General features: G+C 56.7%; 25 protein-coding genes and 1 tRNA gene. 7 read left to right on the top strand and 19 right to left on the bottom strand.

Features of this window, described 5'->3' with window-relative positions; genetic code table 11:
* Window positions 1-10: 10 nt before the first annotated feature.
* From FBY12_RS10680 to FBY12_RS10670, 3 genes are all read right to left on the bottom strand, one after another.
* On the bottom strand, window positions 11-385 hold the full coding sequence (locus FBY12_RS10680) for a hypothetical protein (RefSeq protein ID WP_145252842.1): 375 nt from the start codon (window positions 383-385) through the stop codon (window positions 11-13).
* Window positions 386-630: 245 nt separating this feature from the next.
* The gene (locus tag FBY12_RS10675; protein ID WP_145252841.1) at window positions 631-1,158 is read right to left on the bottom strand and encodes a hypothetical protein; all 528 of its coding nucleotides are present in this window, start codon (window positions 1,156-1,158) and stop codon (window positions 631-633) included.
* 175 nt (window positions 1,159-1,333) lie between these two features.
* Window positions 1,334-1,825, bottom strand: coding sequence for a hypothetical protein (locus tag FBY12_RS10670; protein WP_256663295.1), 492 nt, complete (start codon window positions 1,823-1,825; stop codon window positions 1,334-1,336).
* A 240-nt stretch (window positions 1,826-2,065) separates the two neighbouring features.
* On the opposite strand from FBY12_RS10670, the gene FBY12_RS10665 reads away from it, so the two are divergent.
* Window positions 2,066-2,272, top strand: a complete 207-nt coding sequence (locus tag FBY12_RS10665; RefSeq protein ID WP_108181948.1) for a hypothetical protein — start codon at window positions 2,066-2,068, stop codon at window positions 2,270-2,272.
* A gap of 166 nt (window positions 2,273-2,438) precedes the next feature.
* Here the strand turns inward: FBY12_RS10665 and FBY12_RS10660 are convergent, their stop codons facing one another.
* The 6 genes from FBY12_RS10660 to dapA form a co-directional block, all read right to left on the bottom strand.
* Window positions 2,439-2,822, bottom strand: coding sequence for a hypothetical protein (locus FBY12_RS10660; RefSeq protein ID WP_145252840.1), 384 nt, complete (start codon window positions 2,820-2,822; stop codon window positions 2,439-2,441).
* A 602-nt stretch (window positions 2,823-3,424) separates the two neighbouring features.
* Window positions 3,425-3,514, bottom strand: a tRNA-Ser gene (locus FBY12_RS10655).
* 83 nt (window positions 3,515-3,597) lie between these two features.
* Complete coding sequence (purC, locus tag FBY12_RS10650) at window positions 3,598-4,311, bottom strand: phosphoribosylaminoimidazolesuccinocarboxamide synthase (protein ID WP_145252839.1); 714 nt, start codon at window positions 4,309-4,311, stop codon at window positions 3,598-3,600.
* 28 nt (window positions 4,312-4,339) lie between these two features.
* The gene (locus FBY12_RS10645) at window positions 4,340-5,098 is read right to left on the bottom strand and encodes an MBL fold metallo-hydrolase (RefSeq protein ID WP_121730950.1); all 759 of its coding nucleotides are present in this window, start codon (window positions 5,096-5,098) and stop codon (window positions 4,340-4,342) included.
* A 4-nt stretch (window positions 5,099-5,102) separates the two neighbouring features.
* Complete coding sequence (bamC, locus tag FBY12_RS10640; protein WP_121730951.1) at window positions 5,103-6,218, bottom strand: outer membrane protein assembly factor BamC; 1,116 nt, start codon at window positions 6,216-6,218, stop codon at window positions 5,103-5,105.
* A gap of 17 nt (window positions 6,219-6,235) precedes the next feature.
* A complete protein-coding gene (gene dapA, locus FBY12_RS10635; protein WP_121730952.1) occupies window positions 6,236-7,114 on the bottom strand; it encodes a 4-hydroxy-tetrahydrodipicolinate synthase in 879 nt (292 codons plus the stop codon).
* A gap of 328 nt (window positions 7,115-7,442) precedes the next feature.
* On the opposite strand from dapA, the gene FBY12_RS10625 reads away from it, so the two are divergent.
* Entirely contained in the window at window positions 7,443-8,003 is a 561-nt protein-coding gene (locus tag FBY12_RS10625; RefSeq protein WP_017336973.1) for a glycine cleavage system protein R, read from the top strand.
* 10 nt (window positions 8,004-8,013) lie between these two features.
* Entirely contained in the window at window positions 8,014-8,487 is a 474-nt protein-coding gene (locus FBY12_RS10620; protein WP_109502706.1) for a peroxiredoxin, read from the top strand.
* Between the two features lie 132 nt (window positions 8,488-8,619).
* On the opposite strand, the gene FBY12_RS10615 is transcribed toward FBY12_RS10620, so the two are convergent.
* Window positions 8,620-9,690 carry an AI-2E family transporter gene (locus FBY12_RS10615; protein ID WP_121730953.1) on the bottom strand — a complete coding sequence of 357 codons (1,071 nt, stop codon included), beginning with the start codon at window positions 9,688-9,690 and terminating at the stop codon, window positions 8,620-8,622.
* A 28-nt stretch (window positions 9,691-9,718) separates the two neighbouring features.
* Window positions 9,719-9,958 (bottom strand): sulfurtransferase TusA family protein, encoded by a 240-nt coding sequence (locus tag FBY12_RS10610; RefSeq protein ID WP_145252837.1) that lies wholly within the window; start codon window positions 9,956-9,958, stop codon window positions 9,719-9,721.
* A 98-nt stretch (window positions 9,959-10,056) separates the two neighbouring features.
* Here FBY12_RS10610 and FBY12_RS10605 point away from each other — a divergent pair, with 98 nt between their 5' ends.
* Window positions 10,057-11,490 carry a M48 family metalloprotease gene (locus FBY12_RS10605; RefSeq protein ID WP_092271847.1) on the top strand — a complete coding sequence of 478 codons (1,434 nt, stop codon included), beginning with the start codon at window positions 10,057-10,059 and terminating at the stop codon, window positions 11,488-11,490.
* 109 nt (window positions 11,491-11,599) lie between these two features.
* Here the strand turns inward: FBY12_RS10605 and FBY12_RS10600 are convergent, their stop codons facing one another.
* From FBY12_RS10600 to rpoE, 4 genes are all read right to left on the bottom strand, one after another.
* Complete coding sequence (locus tag FBY12_RS10600; protein ID WP_109502708.1) at window positions 11,600-13,024, bottom strand: DegQ family serine endoprotease; 1,425 nt, start codon at window positions 13,022-13,024, stop codon at window positions 11,600-11,602.
* A 246-nt stretch (window positions 13,025-13,270) separates the two neighbouring features.
* Complete coding sequence (locus FBY12_RS10595) at window positions 13,271-14,230, bottom strand: MucB/RseB C-terminal domain-containing protein (RefSeq protein WP_145252836.1); 960 nt, start codon at window positions 14,228-14,230, stop codon at window positions 13,271-13,273.
* Between the two features lie 8 nt (window positions 14,231-14,238).
* Window positions 14,239-14,826 carry a sigma-E factor negative regulatory protein gene (locus tag FBY12_RS10590; protein WP_101208464.1) on the bottom strand — a complete coding sequence of 196 codons (588 nt, stop codon included), beginning with the start codon at window positions 14,824-14,826 and terminating at the stop codon, window positions 14,239-14,241.
* A gap of 30 nt (window positions 14,827-14,856) precedes the next feature.
* Window positions 14,857-15,438, bottom strand: a complete 582-nt coding sequence (gene rpoE, locus FBY12_RS10585) for an RNA polymerase sigma factor RpoE (protein ID WP_007944079.1) — start codon at window positions 15,436-15,438, stop codon at window positions 14,857-14,859.
* 559 nt (window positions 15,439-15,997) lie between these two features.
* On the opposite strand from rpoE, the gene nadB reads away from it, so the two are divergent.
* Window positions 15,998-17,614, top strand: coding sequence for an L-aspartate oxidase (gene nadB / locus FBY12_RS10580; RefSeq protein WP_145252835.1), 1,617 nt, complete (start codon window positions 15,998-16,000; stop codon window positions 17,612-17,614).
* Here nadB and FBY12_RS10575 read toward each other — a convergent pair.
* Complete coding sequence (locus tag FBY12_RS10575) at window positions 17,583-18,035, bottom strand: protein YgfX (RefSeq protein WP_145252834.1); 453 nt, start codon at window positions 18,033-18,035, stop codon at window positions 17,583-17,585. The genes nadB and FBY12_RS10575 overlap by 32 nt on opposite strands.
* On the bottom strand, window positions 18,019-18,273 hold the full coding sequence (locus tag FBY12_RS10570; RefSeq protein WP_007944081.1) for a succinate dehydrogenase assembly factor 2: 255 nt from the start codon (window positions 18,271-18,273) through the stop codon (window positions 18,019-18,021). Before FBY12_RS10570 ends, FBY12_RS10575 begins: the two co-directional genes overlap by 17 nt.
* A gap of 149 nt (window positions 18,274-18,422) precedes the next feature.
* Between FBY12_RS10570 and FBY12_RS10565 the strand changes: the two genes are divergently transcribed.
* Both FBY12_RS10565 and FBY12_RS10560 read left to right on the top strand, forming a co-directional pair.
* A complete protein-coding gene (locus FBY12_RS10565) occupies window positions 18,423-19,364 on the top strand; it encodes a folate-binding protein YgfZ (protein ID WP_145252833.1) in 942 nt (313 codons plus the stop codon).
* 36 nt (window positions 19,365-19,400) lie between these two features.
* On the top strand, window positions 19,401-20,222 hold the full coding sequence (locus tag FBY12_RS10560; RefSeq protein ID WP_121730959.1) for an HDOD domain-containing protein: 822 nt from the start codon (window positions 19,401-19,403) through the stop codon (window positions 20,220-20,222).
* A 90-nt stretch (window positions 20,223-20,312) separates the two neighbouring features.
* Here FBY12_RS10560 and FBY12_RS10555 read toward each other — a convergent pair whose 3' ends face one another.
* Both FBY12_RS10555 and FBY12_RS10550 read right to left on the bottom strand, forming a co-directional pair.
* A complete protein-coding gene (locus FBY12_RS10555; RefSeq protein ID WP_145252832.1) occupies window positions 20,313-21,701 on the bottom strand; it encodes a sensor histidine kinase in 1,389 nt (462 codons plus the stop codon).
* Entirely contained in the window at window positions 21,694-22,365 is a 672-nt protein-coding gene (locus FBY12_RS10550) for a response regulator (protein ID WP_121730960.1), read from the bottom strand. The genes FBY12_RS10555 and FBY12_RS10550 overlap by 8 nt, the downstream gene beginning before the upstream one ends.
* Between the last annotated feature and the right edge of the window lie 266 nt (window positions 22,366-22,631).

Raw genomic sequence — 22,631 nt, 5'->3', positions numbered from 1 at the left:
GGCTTTTATTTTAGATATCGAGGGCTCCAGACTTCATAATTGGGGCATCCGGCGATAAAACTCCTGAAAGCATCATTTTGGCAGGGAATGGAATTTCTTTTTTACCGAACCAGCCTCGTCTTTTAGGCGTCAATAGCGAAAGGTAAGAAAACCATATGCCTATTCTTTTACAAACGAACTCCCACTCTTCTGCATATTCGCCCCTTATATTGCCTCCAAGGGTTAAGGAATCCTCAAAAATGTGGACAACTTTTTGGACATCCTCAAAAAACTGTTCTGCTTGTTCGGGACTTTGCAGGCTATTGATTGTGCTTATTTGCTCTTGGTTTATTCTTATACCAGTGGCTTTTTGAATTCTATCTAAATCGCTTGTGCTGTACGTCATGATTGCCTCAGAAGATTAGACCTAGTAGGTCTATAACGATACAAATTGGCACCGCTATTGCCGACAATTTATTTAGCAAATACACAATATACCATAAAGGATGTATGGCTTTTATGTGGTGGCTAATACCTGCAAGAGTCATACTTAGGACAAGAAGCCCCACAAAGACAGCAAGTGAATATAATGTATACATGTAAATCTCTATGCTTAACGTCAAATACTACAAAGCAATCATGAGCAAAAAACTACACGCTTTTAAGACTTGACTTATAAAGTATGCTAACCGCCACCGCCATACGAGTTTCAAAAGATGCATTGTGATGAGGTTCACCCGGCTTATCAATTTCGTAGGCAAACTCTTTAAGCACTTCAATATTATTAATGAAAATATTATCGAATGAGCTGCTTGGAACGCCAAGCTCAATGGCTAACGCTTTTGTATCCGAAAAACTTTTAGAGTCATCATCTCCCTCATAATAGTCCCCTCCAGCTTCTGTTTTTGCCCCTTCATAGAGCATAACAATTGCAAGTCCGTATTGTTCATATACGTCCAGAGTGGAAACCGCCGGCTTATTTTCTTTTAAAACTTTTAGTGCTTCACGCATCACACTTGGATTTTTTATTATATTTACAGCGAAACTATCTGGAACGTTGTACCCAACTGCAAAAATTGCTGCTCTAGATAGGGTTTTGCTTATTCCGCCAAATATTAGCCTTTTCGCTATACGCCAGACTACGTAAGCTACGACACACACCCCAATAAATTCAAACACCGCTACCTCTTCCTTTTTTTGGTGCTAGCCTAGTTTTTTGGATAACACAAATCATAAATAGCACCGGCCAAAGCCTCATCATATGGCACCCAGCATCCAGTTTAAGTCATCTAAATTTTACCCGCTACTTACAGTGAAAAACTTAGCTAATCACCGCTATTTATCTTGCGATGTTTTATTTAATCATCACCAAAAGCTTTTGCGACAATTTTCTATAAAAGTCCTCTCTGTTTCGCGGATTCTTTAATTCAGCACAACACTCGGATAATGCCTTGATAGCTTCATCCTTCTTAATTATACCCTTTGAAATATGAGGCTCTAATTTCTCATCGTATATATATTGAAGCTCGTTATACTCATTACACTGCCCGCACGCGACGAATATAGAGTCTTTCTTTCCTTGCGGATGCTCATCTTTGTAATCATAAAGGTCATTAATGTCTTTTATAGACTTCGGGGAAGCCTCATTAATTTTGTTCATAAGCTCGCGTAACCACATATGGTATCCCTTCCTTCTTGCCAGAATCACGTCGAAGCAGCTTACTCGACGCAGAACAAATTGGCGATCCTTTGATGGCACAAGGCCTTGAACCAACCGCACCGGAAAACGGTGCTCATAGTCACCGTTGGCTATTTCCCTATCCGGCCCCCAAAGCCACAGGTACAAGTCCCTGCACCTTTTGCGACCTAGATCCAAATTCAAGCAGGAGAATCACCCACAAGCTAACCAGTCAACCTCTACACTTTCAGCCGATGTGCAATCCCTTGACAGACTTTACATTTCCATTAGCATCATTATGCCATCAAAATGTAGAACGGATGGACAAGCGAAACGAGCTATGGAGCATCGAATTGCTGTCAAAAATGCCGTAAAACTCGCAATAATGCTCTGCTAATAAGGTGACATATGGGATTTTGGAACGTTGTTGGAGAAATTGGCAAAGCTATCGTGTCCGAGGTTAAGGAAACAGGACAAAAGGCGAACTCGCTGAAAGACGAATATCAGGATTACAGCGATGACCGTTTGAAAAAGCTCGTCCGGGATGGAGGGAATGCACAGAAAATGGCTGCGGCCTCAATTCTAAAACAACGGGGACATGGTAGTCAGACTTAACACGTATACCCTTGGCCGCTTTGTGGGGACAATTGACTGACCATCTTTTGACTGACCATCTTTCTTAGTAGTTAAGATGGTCAGGTAGGCTACGTGAGGCGTGCCCCCTGCTTGAGCAGCCTCACACCTTGTGTGCGATCCCGTTAAAATTTAACGTTTTCGTATTTTATTCGTTGTTTGAGCTTTGCATTTCTTTCCGCTGTTTTAGAATTTTCAATGCAACTTGTCGCTCTTCTTCACTTGCTCCCAAGACTCCATCATCCTTGAAAATTTGGAAAAGTTCGGAGCTTTTCTTTTTCTCATAACTTGAGTTTAAGCCTTCCCTACGAATTTGAGTTTCCTCAAGATTGGTTTTAGCTTTTTCAATGTAGGCAGGAGCGTTTTTCATGAGATGAACACCTACATTTGACAAGGCCTTACCAAAGAGCTTTGCAGTGGAAGCTACCTTGTCTGTTTTGCTTCCATGCGAAAAATCGTCTTTTACCTCGTTCCAAGCTTTGCCAAGATCATAGTAATAACCAGATTCTTTACCGCCATCCCTGTCATTCATCTCTTACCCCGATTACATCAAGAATATTTTGCACCACATCCACGGCAGGCATTACTAAAGACTTTTTGCTCACCGCAATTTGAGCATTTTTTACCCTGACCTCCTTTCCCGCCGTTTGCAGGTAGTGTCATCGTATGATCGCATTTCGAGCATTTCCGCCCTGTTGATGTTTCGAAAAACGTTTGCTCGCCACAGCTAGGGCACATTTTCCCGGCCATATTAGACTCCGTGTATGTATATATATGTGTGTATGTACATCGAAGATATCCGCATTGATGGCAAAACACAATCATATAGCCATGATATTTCAATCCACGATTTTAGGGCCTTCTCCAGCTTGGCGACCGCGATCCAAACCCAAGCACGAGAGCAGCCACAGGCTTACCAGAGGCACGAGAACATCAGCAGGTCGTGTAACAGGCACAAAGACCAAAGAAGCTCAGAACGAGCACCAGAAAGGTCAAACGTCAGGCATAAAAAAACGGCGACTTGTAGGCTTGGCTCATAAACAAAATTCGCTACAAATTTTGCTACAAAACACTGCTACAAATCGCCGTTTTTACAACCTTGTAAACCATTGATTTATAAGGCTTTTTTCAATATGGCGGAGAGATAGGGATTCGAACCCTAGGTACCGGTGAAGGTACAACGGATTTCGAATCCGTCCCATTCGGCCACTCTGGCATCTCTCCAACGGCGCGCATCATAACAACACTTTCGCCGGATGCGAAGCCCCTAAGCGAAATTTTTCCGTGCTATCAGATGCTTGCGTCGATTAAAGCGGTACGCCCAGACGATTGGCGACTTCTTCGTAGGCTTCGATGACGTCACCGAGGCCCTGGCGGAAGCGGTCCTTGTCCATTTTCTTGCCGGTAGCCTTGTCCCACAGACGGCAGCCGTCCGGGCTGAATTCGTCGCCCAGGACGATGGAGCCGTCGGAGAACACGCCGAATTCGAGTTTGAAGTCGACCAGCAGCAGGCCGGCGTCGTCGAACAGCTTGCTCAGGACTTCGTTGACCTTGAGCGACAGTTCTTTCATGCGAACCAGTTGGTCGGCGGTGCCCCAGCCGAATGCCACGACGTGGGATTCGTTGATGAACGGGTCGCCCTTGGCGTCGTCCTTCAGGAACAGTTCGAAGGTGTAAGGGTTGAGCTTCATGCCTTCTTCGACGCCCAGACGCTTGACCAGGCTGCCGGCGGCGTAGTTACGCACGACGCACTCGACCGGGATCATGTCGAGTTTTTTCACCAGGCATTCGTTGTCGCCCAGCAGCTTGTCGAATTGGGTCGGTACGCCGGCCGCTTCGAGTTTCTGCATGATGAAGGCGTTGAACTTGTTGTTCACCATGCCTTTGCGGTCGAGCTGTTCGATGCGCTTGCCGTCGAACGCCGAGGTGTCGTTGCGAAACAGCAGGATCAAGCGGTCAGCGTCGTCGGTCTTGAACACCGATTTGGCTTTGCCGCGGTAGAGTTCTTCACGTTTTTCCATGATGGGCTCCGCTTGCTAAGTAGGTGGGCTAGGCGATGTGTCGCCAGTCGAGCCCTGAATCTTGATCGGCCAATTGCAGCCAGTCCGGGTCGCACCCGAGGGTGTCGACAAAACATTGCCGGGCCAGCTGCGGCAGGTTGTTCTTGCTGCTCAGATGGGCCAGGACCAGATGTTGCAGGCCTTGCCAGCCCAACTCGGCCACCAGGAATGCCGCCTGATGGTTGTTCAAATGCCCATATTCACCGCCCACCCGCTGCTTCAGAAAGTAGGGGTAATGACCGCGAGCCAGCATGTCACGGCAATGGTTGGACTCGATCATCAACGCGTCGAGGTCCCGATAGCCGTCCAGCACTTTGTTGCAATACGAACCCAGGTCAGTCAGCAGGCCGAAGCGCCGCTCACCGTCGTTGAACACGTATTGCGTCGGTTCCTGGGCATCGTGGGCCACGGCAATGACTTCGATATTCAGGTCGCCGACTTGCAGTTGCTCGCCGCCAGCCAGAAAGCCTGCGGGTTCAATCGGTTTGCGCATCCCGCGCAGGGTGCCGCGACTGAGGTAGACCGGCAGATTGTAACGCCGAGACAGTAAACCCACGCCATGCACGTGGTCGGCATGTTCGTGGGTTACGAGTATCGCGCTCAACTGCGCCGGGTTCACACCCAGGCGCAGCAGGCGTTTTTCGGTTTCCCGCAGGGAGAAACCACAATCCACCAGCACATACGTGTCAGCGCTGGCTATCAGCGTGCCGTTCCCTTGGCTACCGCTGCCGAGAACGGCAAAACGCATGTGGTCAGCCCAAGTTGTCTTGAATCACGCTCAACACTTTGCGCGCCACATCGGCAGGCGCCACGGTGTTGATGTTTTTCTCGACGGTGACCTGGACGTTTTCGCCAACCTTGCTCAGGCGAACCTGATAGCGCTCGGCACGGGCTTCAACTTCTTCCTTGGTCGGCTCGCTGCCGAACAGGCCGCTGAGGAAACCAGGCTTGTCGTCTTTCTTCTCGGCTTTTTCCGAGAGGTTGATGTAGTACAGACCCAAGCTGCGGTTGATGTCTTCAACGCGCCATTCGCCCTGCTCCAGCGCACGACCGACGCTCGACCACGCGCGATCCAGGTCCGGACCGACGTTGAGGATCGGGTTGCCGCTGCCGTCTTCGCTGAGGCTGACGCGATTTGGCGTTTCGAAATCACGCGAGGCCAGCATCGACACCGAACCGCCCTTCTCGGAGGTACGGCTCATGCTTGCGAGCATGTCGTCGACCAGTGCGGCGTCGAGGGCGGTGTTGACCGAGCGGTTGGTAAAGTCGACGTCGGCAGTGCTGCCAGCCGGGCGCTGGGCGCTGACTACGTAGATTTCACTGGTGTTGCGCTGCACGCCTGGCTCGATGCGGACCCGCACGCGGGTTTCGCTGTCGGCACTGACGCCGGCGGAGCTCAGGCGTTTGGCCATCGCTGCGGACAGTTCGTCGGAGTGCTGCCAGGTGGTGGTGAATTCGCCGGTTTGCGGGCGCTGTTCGTCCAGACGGAAACCGTTGTCCTGGAAGAATTGCACGGCCACTGGCCACGCTTCAGCCGGTGGGTGTTGGCCCATGACCCAGCTCGATTCGCCGCTTTTTTGCAGGGTGTAGTCGCTGGCGTCGGCAGCCGCAGAGAGCGGCTGTGGACGCGGCACGATGTATTCGCCCGTCGCAGTGTCGTCAGCCACGTTGCGCGGGATCGGCAACAGCGGATCCAGACGTTTTGCGGTGCTGACGTCCGGTGGCAATTGCATCGGTGCAGTCTGTTGCGCTTCCAGGTAATCGCTACCACGGTCACGGAAGTAACCTTCCGGGCCCCAGACCCATCCGCAGCCACTGGTGCTGGAGATAATCAAGGCAAGTGCGGAAAGTCCGGCCATTCGCTTCATGCGTTGTACTTCCTCAATTAAACCAGGACGCCGGACTGGCGCAGGGCCTGCCGCAGCGGTTCGTGACAGGCAGTGCTGAGCCAGGTGAGCGGCAGACGGATACCGTCCGGCATCAAGCCCATTTCATGCAAAGCCCATTTCACGGGAATAGGGTTGGATTCGATAAACAGGTTTTTGTTGAGCGGCATCAACTTCTCGTGGATCGCTCGAGCGGTTGCGGCATCGCCCTTGAGCGCGGCGTTGCACAGGTCGGCCATGTCACGCGGGGCGACGTTGGCGGTCACCGAGATGTTGCCTTTGCCGCCCAGCAGGATCAGCTCGACAGCCGTGGCGTCGTCGCCCGACAGCACGAGGAAGTCTTCACTGACGCCGGCGATGATGGCTTTCGCGCGATCGAGGTCGCCGGTCGCTTCTTTCACGCCGATGATGTTTTTCACGGTCGACAGGCGGATAACGGTGTCGGCCAGCATGTCGCAAGCGGTGCGGCCAGGCACGTTATAGAGGATCTGCGGAATATCGACGGCTTCGGCGATGGTCTTGAAGTGCTGGTACAAGCCTTCCTGGGTCGGCTTGTTGTAATAAGGTGTGACCAGCAGGCAGGCATCGGCGCCGGCGCTCTTGGCATTGGTGGTCAGCTCGATGGCTTCGCGCGTCGAGTTCGCACCGGTACCGGCGATGACCGGGATGCGCCCTGCAACCTGCTTGACCACGTAGCGGATCACTTCGATGTGCTCGTTCACGTCTAGCGTAGCCGATTCACCTGTAGTGCCGACGGCCACAATGGCGTGGGTGCCGTTTTGCAGGTGAAAGTCCACCAGTTTGCTCAGGCTGTCCCAATCGAGACGACCTTGTGCATCCATGGGTGTGACCAGTGCCACCATACTGCCCGCAATCATGCAACCGCTCCTGCCGGAAAAAGAGAGCCGTAATGGTACTGGCGCCAAGATGCTTGTACAAGCGAAGTACTGCGCTGCTGCCATTCCCCTTGGCGCCGCTTTTCGCTACCCTTCAGACTTTGATCGATACGGATACGCTCGTACGCCGGGTTCCAGCCTCCATTTTCGGCATCACAAGCCCCGATCCAGCGTTGCCAGCCCTCGCTCCCGCCGCTCTGGAGCACGTTGCAACTTTCGGCTCGGGTTTTCTGAATTCGTCTGCGCAGGATCGCCTCCGGTAACAAAAGCCTGTCGAAGTATCGACCGCTCATCGCTTTAGGAATGCTGCATGTCCACCCCCACAGTTCGCGAACAATTCCTTGTCATCAGTGCCCTCGGCGCCAACCCCATGGAGCTGACTAACGTCCTGTGCCGCGCCAGCCATGAAAACCGCTGCGCCGTAGTCACTTCTCGCCTGACGCGTCATGGCGAGTGCAGTGCCTTGATCCTCGAGATCTCCGGCAGTTGGGACGCCCTGGCCCGCCTCGAAGGCAGCCTGCCGACCCTCGCCAAAAAGCATGCGTTCACGGTCAACGTGGTGCGCAGCGCGGCGCTGGAGAATCGTCCACAGGCCCTGCCTTACGTCGCTTATGTCAGCTCGGCTTACCGCTCGGACATCATCAACGAGTTGTGTCAGTTCTTCATGGACCACAACGTCGAGCTGGAAAACCTGACGTGCGACACGTATCAGGCGCCGCAAACCGGCGGCACCATGCTTAACGCGACGTTTACCGTAACGTTGCCGGCCGGCGTGCAAATCAGCTGGCTGCGCGATCAGTTCCTCGATTTCGCCGACGCGCTGAACCTGGACGCCCTGATCGAACCTTGGCGCCCACAAAACCCAATGTAAGGAAGCTTTAATGGCCGTTGCTATCGACCAACCGGTTACCGACTTCGAAGCACCCGCCACCAGCGGGCAGACCGTCAGCCTCGCGAGCCTTAAAGGCAAGCAAGTGGTGATTTACTTCTATCCGAAGGACAGCACGCCGGGCTGCACGACTCAGGGCCAGGGCTTTCGCGATCAGTTGGAGGCGTTCAAGGCCGCCAACACCGAAGTCTTCGGCGTGTCGCGCGACAGCCTGAAATCCCACGAGAACTTCAAAGCCAAGCAGGCATTCACCTTCGAGCTGATCAGCGACAAGGAAGAAGCGCTCTGCCAGTTGTTCGACGTGATCAAGTTGAAAAAGCTGTATGGCAAGGAATACATGGGCGTTGATCGCAGCACTTTCCTGATCGACAAGAACGGTGTGCTGCGTCAGGAATGGCGCGGCGTGAAAGTGCCGGGGCATGTTGATGCGGTGTTGGCGGCGGCTGAGGCGCTGAACAAGGCCTGATTTTATTGGCGCCTGTTGCGGCGCCTTCGCGGGCAAGCCTCGCTCCTACAGACTTGCGCCGTTCGCCAGATCGGGAACGGCGCAGTCTGTAGGAGCGAGGCTTGCCCGCGAAGAGACCCTCAAGACAAACGCTTAAAGCAATGGCGCCACCACCGCCTCCTTGCGCGGCCACGCATCCAGCACAGCCTTGAACAACGTCGCCAGCGGGATCGCGAAGAACACGCCCCAGAACCCCCACAACCCGCCAAACAGCAGCACCGCGCAGATGATCGCCACCGGGTGCAGATTGACCGCCTCGGAGAACAGCAGCGGCACCAGCACGTTACCGTCCAGCGTCTGGATAATTCCGTAGACCGCCATCAGGTAGATGAACTGATCACTCCAGCCCCACTGGAACAACGCGATCAACAGCACCGGCACCGTCACCACCACCGCGCCGACGTAAGGCACGACCACCGAAACGCCCACCAGCAACGCCAACAGCGCCGCGTAGTTGAGCCCCAGCACCACAAATCCGATGTAGGTGACGCCCCCGCAGATGAAAATCTCGATCACTTTGCCGCGAATGTAATTGGCGATCTGCCGGTTCATCTCATGCGCGACGCGGGTGATCAACGCCCGTTCGCGCGGCAAGTAGCCGCGAACCCAGCGCCCGATCATTTCCCGATCCTTGAGGAAAAAGAACACCAGAATCGGCACCAGCACCAGATAGATCATGATGTTGACCAGCAGCGGCAGGCTCGACAGCGAGAACGTCAGCGCCCACTGGCCAAACTTGCCGATCTCGCCACGGGCCACTTCAATCGCCTGCAAGACTTGCTCGTCGGAGACCAGATGCGGATAGCGCTCGGGCAGTAATAAAAGCAGCGATTGCCACTTGGCGAGCATGCCGGGCAATTCGTTGAACAGCGTGATCAGTTGATGCCAGAGCAGCGGCACGACCACGATGATGAATACCAGCAGCAACCCCATGAACAACGCGAAGACCAGCCCAACCGCGACGCCGCCGGGCACGCGCCAGCGTTCGAGAACCACCACCAGCCCCTGCATCAGGTACGCCAGCACCATCCCCGCCAGCACCGGCGCGAGCATGCCGCCCAAGGTGAGCACGGCGGTAAATCCGAGAATCAGCAACACCGCCAGCACCACGGCTTCTTCGTCGGAGAAGTAGCGCTGAATCCAGTCGCGTAACACTTTGAACATCAATAATCCTTAATCACAACCAGCGGTTTCAGGCTTTTTTCAGCCAGTAGCGGTAAACACCCTGCTCGTCTTCTTCGCGCAGCAGCACATGCCCGGCCAGTTTCGCGAACGTACGGAAATCGCGCTGCGAGCCGGCGTCCGTGGCGATCACCTTGAGCACCGCGCCGCTGGCCATGCGGTTGAGCTCCAGTTTGGCTTTGAGCAATGGCAACGGACAATTCAGGCCACTGGCGTCCAGTTCAACGTCATGGTCTACCGCTTCATTCATTGCATCACTCCGGGTCTGTTGGCTGAGCGGCCTAGAATATCTGGTCCGAAGCCCGGTGTCCGGCTACAGTAAGCTCTTTGTCGACTAAGGCTTTGTGCATGACTTTTCTGCGCCCTACCCTGCTGACGCTCGCCTGCCTGCTCGCCTCACCAGGCTTCGCCGACGACCTGCCGTCACTCGGTGACGCCAGTTCTGCCATCGTCTCGCCCCAGCAGGAATACCAATTGGGCCGCGCGTGGCTGGCGATGTTGCGCAGCCAGGTATCGCAACTCAACGACCCGCAGCTCAAGGATTACGTCGAATCCAGCGTCTACAAACTGGTGGAAACCAGCCAGGTTTCTGACCGGCGCCTGGAATTCATCCTGATCAACAGTCCGCAGCTCAACGCTTTCGCCGCGCCGGGCGGGATTATCGGGGTCAACGGCGGGCTGTTCCTCAATGCGCAGACTGAAGGCGAATACGCCTCGGTACTGGCCCACGAATTGGCTCACTTGTCGCAACGCCACTTCGCCCGTGGCGTCGAAGCCTCGCAACGCATGCAAGTGCCGATGATGGCTGCGCTGCTCGCCGGGATCGTGATTGCCGCTGCCGGCGCCGGTGATGCCGGCATCGCGGCCATTGCCGGTACTCAGGCTGCGGCGATTCAGGAACAACGGCGCTTCTCGCGGCAGAACGAACAGGAAGCCGACCGTATCGGCATTCTCAATCTGGTGAAAGCCGGTTACGACCCGCGCTCGATGCCGAACATGTTTGAACGTCTGATGCGCCAATATCGCTTCGACGCCAAGCCGCCGGAATTCCTCCTGACTCACCCGGTCACCGAATCGCGGATCGCCGACACGCGCAACCGCGCCGAGCAGGCCAAGGTCGGCGGCGTCGAGGACAGCATGCGTTATCAGCTGATTCGCGCGCGCGTGCAGCTGGTTTACGAAGAAACCCCAGGGTTGGGCGCGAAACGCTTCCGTGCCCAGCTCGATGAAAATCCGAAAAATGACGTTGCGCGTTACGGCTTGGCCATCGCTCAGATCAAGGGCGGCCAGTTGAACGAGGCCCGCGAGAATCTCCAGCAATTGCTGGCCAAATCGCCGAACGAGATTATCTACAACCTGGCGCAGGTCGATCTCGACATCACCAATAACCGACTTGCGGATGCGCAGTCGCGAGTTGATCGGTTGCTCACGCAGTTCCCCGGCAACTATCCGCTGAATCAGGTGCGCGTTGATTTGCTGCTCAAGCAGAACCGCAACGTCGACGCGGAGAAAGCGCTGGAGAATTTGCTCAAGTCGCGTCCGGACGATCCGGATGTCTGGTACATGGTCGCGGAAACTCGCGGGCTGTCGGGCAACATCATTGGCTTGCATCAGGCTCGCGCCGAATACTTTGCGCTGGTCGGCGATTATCGTCAGGCCATCCAGCAATTGGACTTCGCCAAACGCAAGGCCGGCGGCAACTTCCCGCTGTCCTCGCGCATCGACGCGCGGCAACGCGAGTTGATGGATCAGGAGCGGATGATCAAGGACATGATGGGTTAATCCACGCCAAGCGCATAAAACCCGGATACAAAAAAACCGCCTCTTTCGAGGCGGTTTTTTATTCAGCCAGCTATTCAGCCAGCCCTTTCAACTTTTTCAAACGACCAGATTACTCAGCCAGTTTGAAGGTGATGAAGCTCGCGCGATTTTGACGCAGGACTCGCATCGACACCGAGCGGTTCTTCGGCAGAGCCTTGGCGATCTCGGCAAATTCCTTGCTGTCGCTGATCGCCTGGTTGTTCAGATGCGTGATCACATCATTAGGCTGCAAGCCGATCAGCGATGCTGGACCGTCCTGAACTTCCTTGATCACCACACCACCCTTGAGGTCGTAGGTTTTCTTCTGCTCGGCGGTCAGGTCGGCAACGGCAACACCGAGGCGATTGCTGTTGGTTTCAACGCCGGAGCTGAGCTTGGAATCCAGCTCTTTGCCTTCGTCCGGGATAGTCCCGACGGTCAGCTCGACATTCTTGCGTTTGCCTTCGCGGATCACTTCAAGGTTGGCTTTTGCGCCAGCCTTCAACGCGCCGACCAAGTGTGGCAAGTCTGCGGACATGATGATCGGTTGCCCGTTCATGCTCAGGATCACGTCGCCCACTTGCAGGCCACCCTTGGCAGCCGGGCCGTCGTCCTGGATCTGTGCAACCAGCGCGCCGGCCGGTTTCTCCAGACCGAACGATTCAGCCAAGTCCTTGTTCACTTCCTGAATGACCACGCCCAACCAGCCACGGCTGACTTTGCCACCGCTTTTCAGTTGATTGGAAACGTCCATCGCGACATCGATCGGGATCGCGAACGACACGCCCATGAAGCCACCGGAGCGGGTGTAGATCTGCGAGTTGATGCCGACCACTTCGCCGTTCAGGTTGAACAGCGGACCGCCGGAGTTGCCCGGGTTGATCGGCACGTCGGTCTGGATAAACGGCACGTAGTTTTCGTTCGGCAGGCTGCGACCGATAGCGCTGACGATGCCTTGGGTCACTGTGTGGTCAAAGCCGAACGGCGAACCGATGGCGACAACCCACTGGCCGGCCTTCAAGTCCTGGGACTTGCCGAGCTTGAGCACGGGCAGGTCTTTGCCTTCGATTTTCAGCAGCGCGACGTCGGAGCGCGGGTCTGTGCCGATCAGCTTGGCTTTTAACTCACTGCGGTCAGCCAGACGTACGAGAATTTCGTCAGCATCGGCGATCACGTGGTTGTTGGTGAGGATGTAACCGTCAGGCGAAATAATGAATCCAGAACCCAGCGACTGCGCTTCACGCTGACGATCGCCCCGCGGCGAGCGCGGTTGCGGCATGCCGCGTTCGAAGAATTCGCGCAACGCTGGCGGCAGGCCTTCAAGGTCCGGCATCTGGCCGGAGGCTTTGCGATCAGGCAATTTTTGCGTGGTGCTGATGTTCACCACTGCCGGCGAAGCCTGTTCAACCAGTTGCGTGAAGTCGGGCAAGTCAGCCGCCTGGGCAGGGACAGCCTGACCGAGCACAAGCACGGTGGCAAAAATGGAAAGGTAAGTTTTCAAGCGTGGTATCGACATACGGCTCCCGTTACGACGAGCATGGTTAAGCGATATGGAGCAAGGAACACCGGGAACGATACGCCGGTATTTTTGTTCCGGGAACAACAAACAAGGCCAGGGCCGAGAGGCACTGACCTATAGAAAATTTTGGGGGATTTTGCAACTTGAAATACTCACCAAACATTTCGACATCTCGACGATGTGAGGGTCATTGCTGACCTCTCGCACTCTCAAACGGTCGATCGATGAGCATCAAGGTTCAGCTCACTGCTTGGCTGTCGAAGCGCTATTGCGCATGGACAACGCAATACGTTCGGCGGTGCCGATCGGGATCTCGCCCACTACGGTGACCATGATCTCGCCCTGCGGTGTCGTCAGACGCCGGGACACTGCCACGGTCGGGCCAAGCTGGGTTCGGGTATCGGTGACAGTTGCGCCGTTCAACGGCTCAAGGAACACCGAAAAACGCGCCAGGCCATCGTCGTACATCAGACTGCTGACTTGGGTTTTGGTCTCGGGATCTTTGCGCGTGGAGCTGCTGCTGAGCTCGAAACCCGCTGGCAGCCAATCGGAACGCCAGACTTCCGCGGTTTTCTGCGCCGAAGCCTTGTCCGTATTGATTGCGATGGCCTTGCAGTCAGGACCCGGTTTCAAGTCGTTGTCAGAAGGAACATCAGCCGTGTCCAGTTGCGTGAACTGGAAACGCTCAAGCAATTGCCCCTTGTCGTTCAACAGCAACGACTTGAGAGGCAGACCGGTTTCTTTATCGAGGTGTAATTCGAATCCGTAACGATGCTGGTCGCGCGGTTTCAGTGAAACAATCACCGCCGCACGTCCAGCCACACGCGACTTGCCAATGACGGCAAGTTCATACCAATTCTTCAACTTTTGTGGATCGAGTGCACGAGCGGCCGCATTGGCAGATCCCCCCAGCCCCGCGATCAGGGTGCCGCTGACGCATTGAGTATGTCCATCAATGCGCACGACTTCCTGTGCCGAGCCGTCGAGCTGGAGTAAACGCTCGCGGACCTTGCCATCCTGGACGCGATGCCAGATGTTGTGGGTAGAAAAACTACCGTTACGCTCGTAAACAAAAGTGCCGTTAAAGCTTTGCTGTTGCTCGGCCTGACCCAGGCGTGTCAACCAGTCCTGGGCTTCGTCGGCGTGGGCTGGAACAACGAACCAGCCACCGAGCAGAAGCGAAAGTAGAGGTATGGCGCGCATGATCCTCCTTAACGGTTTTCCAGACTTGCTGCGCGAGCGTACGGCAGCGCGCTCTCAGTACCTTTCAGTGCAGCTTCCTGTGCATGCTGACGCAAGTAGCTTGGCAGACGCTGATCGTGCCAGCCTGGCTGACCTTGCAGCACACCATTAGCCATCGGGCCAGTGGTTTCCGAACTTTCGCTATAGCCGGCCAGAACAGCTGGACCCTTGACCTGTGGAACGGCCAGAGAAGGCTGATTGGACTGCTGAGCCAGTTCGACACCAGCGATTTCGTCCTGGTTGTACAGACGAACACCTGCCAGTACAGCAACAGTTACCGAAGCGGCAACGGCCAGACGACCCAGGCTGCGCCATGGACCGCGAGTTGCTTTTGCCGGGACGGTTTCGTCTTCCAGCGCAGCAGAGACTGCCGCAGCGATGTCCAGACGTGGAAGCAGCAAATCCTTGTGCATGACTGCCCGAGCGATCTGGTAACGAGCCCAGGTTTCACGGGTTTCAACGTCGTCAAAGGCATTCAATACCCGACGCAATTCCAGTTCGTCCGCTTCGTTATCCATCACTGCGGACAGCGATTCCTGCAGGGCTTCACGACTCATGGCGTTCCTCTCTTGGCTGTCGCCGCTGTCTCAGTTTTCCTGCAACAACGGCTGCAGGGCTTTATCAATGGCTTCCCGAGCGCGGAAAATCCGGGAGCGCACGGTACCCACCGGACATTGCATGACTGCCGCAATGTCCTCGTAACTCAGACCATCGAATTCACGTAAAGTTAAAGCCGTACGCAAATCTTCTGGAAGTTGCTGGATGGTTCGATGGACAGTGCCTTCGATCTCATCCCGCAGCAATGCGCGTTCTGGCGACTCGAGATCCTTGAGGCCATGATCGCCGTCGTAGAACTCTGCGTCTTCGGAACTGACATCGCTATCCGGCGGCCGGCGGCCGCGTGAAACCAGATAGTTTTTCGCCGTGTTAATGGCGATGCGGTAAAGCCACGTATAAAACGCGCTGTCTCCGCGAAAGTTACCAAGTGCACGGTAAGCCTTGATAAAGGCTTCTTGTGCGACATCCTGGGCTTCATGGGTGTCGTGCACGAAACGCACGATCAACCCGAGAATTTTGTGCTGGTATTTCAGCACTAGCAGATCGAAAGCTCGCTTGTCACCGCGTTGGACGCGCTCAACCAGCTGCTGATCCTCTTCCTGGGTTAGCATGAACACTCCTCGATAAGCTCGAAGGAGGCTTGCATAACTAAACGACCAGACTTGCAAACATAGACTCGGGCTTTTCGCAAAAGTTCTCCCCCTTCAAGCAAGTTTCCTGCGGGCTCTGATTTGGCACGCACGAAAAGCGCAGCTCGGGATAACCCGGCTGCGCGAATAATCTTGTCATCGGATTCGCCGGCAAGGACCAAACTGCAAGTCCCGCTTCGAAGCCGACACTGTCCCTTGATTCAGGCAACCAGCTATTGATCTTGGGCCTTTGGCAAAAGTTCCCGACATTTATAGCTGCGTTAACCCGGCATTGTGCAACAGTGAAGCGAAAACGACTGTTAAATCCACGATACAGTCATCCTGTCGCCGAACCGGCCAATAAACCATCCGACGAAGCGTCCGGCCTATTTTGCCTCACGGTAGTCTCACAATGCCATGTAGGCCCGGCTATTGTGCCGCGCGCCCCCTCTATATACTAGTGGGCTGTGTGGCTGCCTGACATGCCAGTCAAGTGTCTTGCGCCAACCCCGACCCGGGTCGCTTTTAGCGGAATCATGAAATGAGCCAACAGTTCCAACATGATGTTCTGGTGATTGGCAGCGGCGCTGCCGGTTTAAGCCTTGCGCTGACCTTGCCCGGTCACTTGCGCATCGCCGTACTGAGCAAAGGCGACCTCGCCAACGGCTCGACTTTCTGGGCTCAGGGCGGTGTTGCTGCGGTCCTGGATGACACCGACACCGTGCAATCGCATGTCGAAGACACGCTGAATGCCGGCGGCGGCTTGTGCCATGAAGACGCCGTGCGCTTCACCGTCGAGCACAGCAAAGAAGCGATCCAGTGGCTAATCGACCAAGGCGTGCCGTTCACCCGCGATGAACAATCTGGCACTGAAGACGGCGGATTTGAGTTTCACCTGACGCGCGAGGGCGGCCACAGTCATCGGCGCATCATCCACGCCGCCGATGCCACCGGCGCGGCCATCTTCAGAACCTTGTTCGATCAAGCAAAACAACGCCCGAACATCGAGCTGCTGGAACAACGCGTCGCCGTCGATCTGATCACCGAAAAACGTCTGGGCCTGGAAGGCGATCGCTGCCTCGGCGCCTACGTGCTCAATCGCGCCAGCGGCGAAGTCGACACTTACGGCGCACGTTTCGTGATCCTCGCTTCCGGCGGCGCCGCCAAGGTCTACCTCTACACCAGTAATCCCGACGGCGCGTGCGGCGACGGCATTGCCATGGCGTGGCGTTCGGGCTGCCGGGTGGCGAATCTGGAATTCAACCAGTTTCACCCGACTTGCCTGTATCACCCGCAGGCCAAGAGTTTCCTGATCACCGAGGCGCTGCGTGGCGAAGGCGCGCACTTGAAGCTGCCGAATGGCGAACGCTTCATGCAGCGCTTCGACCCGCGCGCCGAACTGGCCCCGCGCGACATCGTCGCCCGCGCCATCGACCATGAAATGAAGCGCCTGGGCATCGATTGCGTTTATCTGGACATCAGCCACAAACCCGAAGCTTTCATCAAGACTCACTTCCCGACTGTTTATGAGCGCTGCCTCGAATTCTCCATCGACATCACCAAACAGCCGATTCCGGTGGTGCCGGCAGCGCATTACACCTGTGGTGGCGTGATGGTCGATCAACAGGGCCGCACCGACGTGCCGGGCCTGTACGCCATTGGCGAAACCAGTTTCACCGGCCTGCACGGCGCCAACCGTATGGCCAGCAACTCGCTGCTGGAGTGTTTCGTGTACGCGCGTTCGGCGGCGGCGGACATTCTTCGACAGTTGCCACAAGTGTCGATCCCGATCGCCCTGCCCGTCTGGGATGCGAGCCAGGTCACCGATTCCGATGAAGACGTAATCATCGCGCACAACTGGGATGAGCTGCGGCGGTTCATGTGGGACTACGTCGGCATCGTACGCACCAACAAGCGCCTGCAGCGTGCGCAGCACCGGGTGCGGTTGTTGCTGGATGAGATCGACGAGTTCTACAGCAACTATAAAGTCAGCCGCGATCTGATCGAGTTGCGCAACCTCGCGCAAGTCGCCGAGTTGATGATCCAGTCGGCGATGGAGCGCAAGGAAAGTCGCGGCTTGCACTACACGCTGGATTACCCGGACATGTTGCCCGAGGCACTGGACACTATTCTGGTGCCGCCCACCTACGTCGACTGAATGTCAGCCGCACTCGCAGGCGTCGGTGCACATCCGCCGTCTGCGAGTCGCGCGGCACGCAAATCGTCCTGACCCGCCGCTCGCCGCGCAAACGAAAGCGCAGCACCACGATCAACGGTAACGCCAGGCTGTCCGGCCGCAATTGCACCGGTTGCCAGCCTTGCGCCTGATTCCATAACTGCCAGCCATCGGCATCGCGGCGCAAGCCACGGAATGCCTGGGGATGGGTCAACAGAATCTGGCGCGGCAACTGCCAAACCGCATGGGCCACGCACAGCAATGCGCCGAGCAGACTCGCCCACACGGGAATAGATAGAAGAAACAACGAGCCCAGCGCGAACAGCTGGGCCAAACCGTACGCCGCCAGCAGTTGCCCGGAGGCACGCCAGCGGCATTCGAAGGTATTACTTGGGCTGGACACGGTCCAGGATCATCCGAACCATGCGCTGAAGCTCCGGATCTTCCGATTCGGCGCGTTCCATGAACCAGCCGAACATGTCCTGATCTTCGCATTCGAGCAGCTTGCGGTAGCAATCGCGGTCGACATCATTGAGGTGCGGGTAAACCTCTTTCACGAACGGCACCAGCAACACGTCAAGCTCAAGCATGCCGCGGCGGCTGTGCCAGTAGAGGCGATTCAGTTCAACATCTTCGACCATGGAGCGCTCCTCAAATAGGCGGCAAGTATACAGGCCAAAGCCTGAGCGAACAGTCGGCTTTGGTCGGGGCTCGCCGAGCTTTTGCAAACTACCCATTTCCAGGGCACACCCTTATGATGTCCGCCAGACTCTTTACCCTGCGATGACCCATGGCCGATTCTGCTTTTTTCTGCACTCTTCCACATGAAGGCGTTCTCGCGGTTCGCGGCGCGGATGCTGGCAAATTCCTGCAAGGCCAACTGACTTGCAACATTAATTACCTCAGCGACAACCTATCCAGCCTCGGTGCCCGTTGCACCCAGAAGGGCCGGATGCAATCGAGTTTCCGCATTCTGCTGGAAAGCGACGGCGTGCTGCTGGCGATGGCCACCGAGCTGCTGGAGCCGCAACTGGCGGACCTGAAAAAATACGCAGTGTTCTCCAAGTCCAAGCTGACTGACGAAAGTGCCGCTTGGGTGCGTTTCGGCCTCGACCACGGCGATGTTGCGTTGAGCAGTCTGGGTCTTGAGTTGCCGGCCGACACCGACAGCGTCGTGCGTAACGACGGCCTGATCGCCATTCGTGTGTCGCCGCAGCGCGCCGAGCTGTGGGTCGCTGCCGATCAAGCGGCGAGCATCAAAGGCAAGCTTTCCGCATTGCTGACCGAAGGCGAGCTGAATCAGTGGCTGCTTGGGCAGATTCGCGCCGGCATTGGCCAAGTGATGCCGAGCACTCGCGAGCTGTTCATCCCGCAAATGCTCAACCTGCAAGCCGTCGGCGGCGTGAGTTTCAAGAAAGGCTGCTACACCGGCCAGGAAATCGTCGCGCGCATGCAATACCTCGGCAAACTCAAGCGTCGTCTGTACCGCTTGCAGCTGGAGGGCAGCGAATTGCCCGAGCCCGGCACGCAGCTGTTTGCGCCGACCCATAACAGTTCAATCGGTGAAGTGGTGATCGCTGCTCGCGGCGAACAAAACATTGAACTCCTGGCCGTGCTGCAAGCCGAAGCAGCAGAGTCGGGTGATATCCATCTGGCAGCGCTCGAAGGCCCTGCCTTGCACCTGCTTGACCTGCCCTACACACTGGACCGCGACAAAGAAATCCAGCGCTGACAGCAGCACTTTCTTGCAAGACCCTAGAGAACATCAATGAGCGAGCTGGCGGATAAGGTCCAACGGGATTTGGTTGCGGCCATCGACAACGATGACCTGGTTCTGCCGACATTACCGGAAGTGGCCATGCAGATTCGCAAGGCTGCTGAAGATCCGGAGATCAGCGTCAGCACCCTGAGCAAAGTCATCGGTCGCGATACCGCGCTGTCGGCGCGGTTGATCAAAGTGGTCAACAGCCCGCTGCTGCGGGCGACTCAGGAAGTTACCGACCTGCACACCGCCATCACCCGGCTCGGCGTGAATTACAGCAGCAACCTGGCCATCGGTCTGGTGATGGAGCAGATTTTCAACGCCAGTTCCGAGGTGGTGGAGCAGAAAATGCGCGATGTATGGCTCAAGAGCCTGGAAATCGCCGGGGTCAGCTATGCGCTGTGCCGCCGCTACACCCAACTCAAACCGGATCAGGCAGCGCTCGGCGGGTTGGTGCATCAGATCGGCGTTTTGCCGATTCTGACGTATGCCGAGGAACACAATGAACTGCTGTCGGACCCGATCAGCCTCAACCACGTTATCGACCGCATTCATCCATTGGTCGGCGACAAGTTACTGAGCGTCTGGGAATTTCCGGAAATGCTCGCGAAGTTGCCGGGGCAATACCTGGATTTCACCCGTGAATCCAAGCGCGTCGATTACATCGATCTGGTGCAGGTGGCCTGTTTGTATTGCTACAAAGGCACCAACCATCCGTTGGCGGCAATTGATGCGTTCAGCGTGCCGGCGTTCAAGAAACTGAAGATCAATCCCGACAACGAAGCGATGTGCCGGGAGCTTGAAGAGTCGCGGTTGATGTTTTTGTAAAGAGCTTCGCGGGCTAGCCTCGCTCCTACGGGAATCACGCCGTCCCTGTAGGAGCGAGGCTTGCCCGCGAAGAGGCCACAACAAACGACTTCACTCCCCCGGAATAAAACTCACCCGAACCTTCAACCCCGCCACGTCGCCGTCGTGCAGACTGATCTGCGCCAGGTGCGCGCGGCAGATTTCGCCGACAATCGCCAAACCCAGGCCTGACCCTGCGATCTGCTGATTGCGCCGATAAAAGCGCTCGAACACCCGATCACGTTCCTCCAGCGGAATCCCCGGCCCGTCATCCTCGACCTCCAGCACCGCTGGCGCCGTCACTCGCAGAATCACATTGCCGCCCGGCGGCGTGTGCGCCAAGGCGTTGTCCACCAAGTTGCTCAGCAGTTCATTCAACAACGTCGGTTCGCCGCGCAGCCACACCGGCTCGTCTGCCTCCAACGCCAGCGCGACGCCACGCGCGTGCGCCAGCGGCGCCATGGCCATGCCCAGTTCCCGGGCCAGTTGGCTGAGGTCGAGCAACTGCGCGCCGCCCTCGGCAATCGCTCGCGCGCCATTTTCGACGCGCGCCAGTGACAGCAATTGATTGGCCAGATGAGTCAGGCTTTCGGTGCCTTGCGCCGCCGTTTCCAGAGTGCTGCGCCAGGTTTGCGCATCGGTGGCCCGCAAGCCCAATTCCAGGCGTGCCTTGAGCGCCGCCAAGGGTGTGCGCAGTTCATGCGCGGCATCGGCGATGAACTGCGCTTGACGCTCGAATTGCCCGCGCAGGCGTTCGGTAAAGTGATTGAGCGCGCGCACCAGCGGCCACAGTTCGTGCTGCACTTCGACCAGCGGCAACGGGCGCAAATCATCCGACTGACGCTCTTCCACCGCCGTGCGCAAGCGCTCCAGCGGGCGCAACGCCGCGCTCACCGCAAACCACACCAGCAGCAACGCGCCGACCGCCAACATGCCGAGGCGCAGCAAGGTATCTGCCGCCAGACTGCGCGCCATGCTGACCCGCGCTTCGTCGGTTTCGGCGACACGAATTTCCGCCATGCCGTTCATGTTCGGCTCGCTCACCGGTTTGAGCAGGCTGACCACGCGCACGTTCTGCCCCTGATATTTGGCGTTGTAGAAGCGCGCCAGCGCCGGATAGTCGTCGGTACGCGGCGTGCCGGGCGGCGGTGGCGGCAGATTTTCGTAGCCCGAGATGAGGTTTTGGTGGATGTCATTCACCAGGTAAAAAATCCGCCCGGCGCTGTCGTAAGCGAAGGTGTCGAGGGCAACGTAGGGTACGTCGGCGCTGAGCGTCCCGTCGCGCTGCGAAACCCCGGCAGCGATAGTCCGCGCCGACGCCAGCAAGGTCCGGTCATAGGCGGTGTCGGCAGCTTCGCGACCATTCCAGTAAGCGCTCAAACCACTGGCCAACATCAACACCACCAGCAGCGACGCGAGGTTCCACAACAACCGCCAGCGCAGGCTGCTGGGCTTATGCATCGCGGCTTTCCAGCAAATAACCGAGACCACGGAAAGTCACGATCGCCACCGGTTGGCCATCGAGCTTCTTGCGCAAGCGGTGGACGTAGATTTCGATCGCGTCGGGACTTGCCTCCTCGTCCAGACCAAACACCTGCGAGGCCAATTGTTCCTTGCTCATCACGCGGCCGGGACGGGCGATCAGCGCTTCAAGCACAGCCTGCTCGCGCGAGGTGAGGGTCAGCAATTCTTCGCCGAGAGTGAAACGCCGCGTGTCGAGGTCATACGCCAGCACGCCGCAGGTCTGTTGACGCTCGCCGCCCAACACGCTGCGGCGCAACAGGGCTTTGACCCGGGCTTCGAGTTCGGTCAGTTCGAACGGCTTGGCCAGGTAATCGTCGGCGCCGAGGTTCAAGCCGTGCACGCGGTCCTTGACGTCGCTGCGCGCGGTCAGCATCAACACCGGCAGATTCTTCCCTCGCGCGCGCAACCGCGCCAAAACCTCAAAACCATCCATGCGCGGCAGGCCGACGTCGAGGATCGCCACGGCGTATTCCTCGCTGCTCAACGCGAGGTCGGCCGCCACGCCGTCGTGCAACACATCAACGGTCAAACCGGTGCTCTTGAGCGCCTGAGCGACACTTTCGGCGAGCTGCAGATGGTCTTCGACGAGCAGGACACGCATGGCTTTTTTACCTCGTTCAGGGATGGTCGACGCCATTCTTTGGCGCGGAGTTTACCGCCGCTTGCGCCGCTGTGAAGCCCGAAAACATTGAAAGCTCGCTGAAAGGTTAGTGAAAGGTTCGACCGTTAGAGTCGGCGACGGACGGTTCCGATTGCGAGCCATCCTTCGTGGTTTGAATGTAGCTCGCGAAAAAGCAGCCGCAAAAATGTAGCTCCCGAAAAACGCCTTGATGCGTTTTCGCCAATAAGAACAATAACGAGGTACTG

This window comes from Pseudomonas sp. SJZ131 (assembly GCF_007828705.1).
Taxonomy (GTDB): Bacteria; Pseudomonadota; Gammaproteobacteria; order Pseudomonadales; family Pseudomonadaceae; genus Aquipseudomonas; species Aquipseudomonas prosekii.
This window is presented reverse-complemented; position numbering and strand designations above follow the sequence as displayed.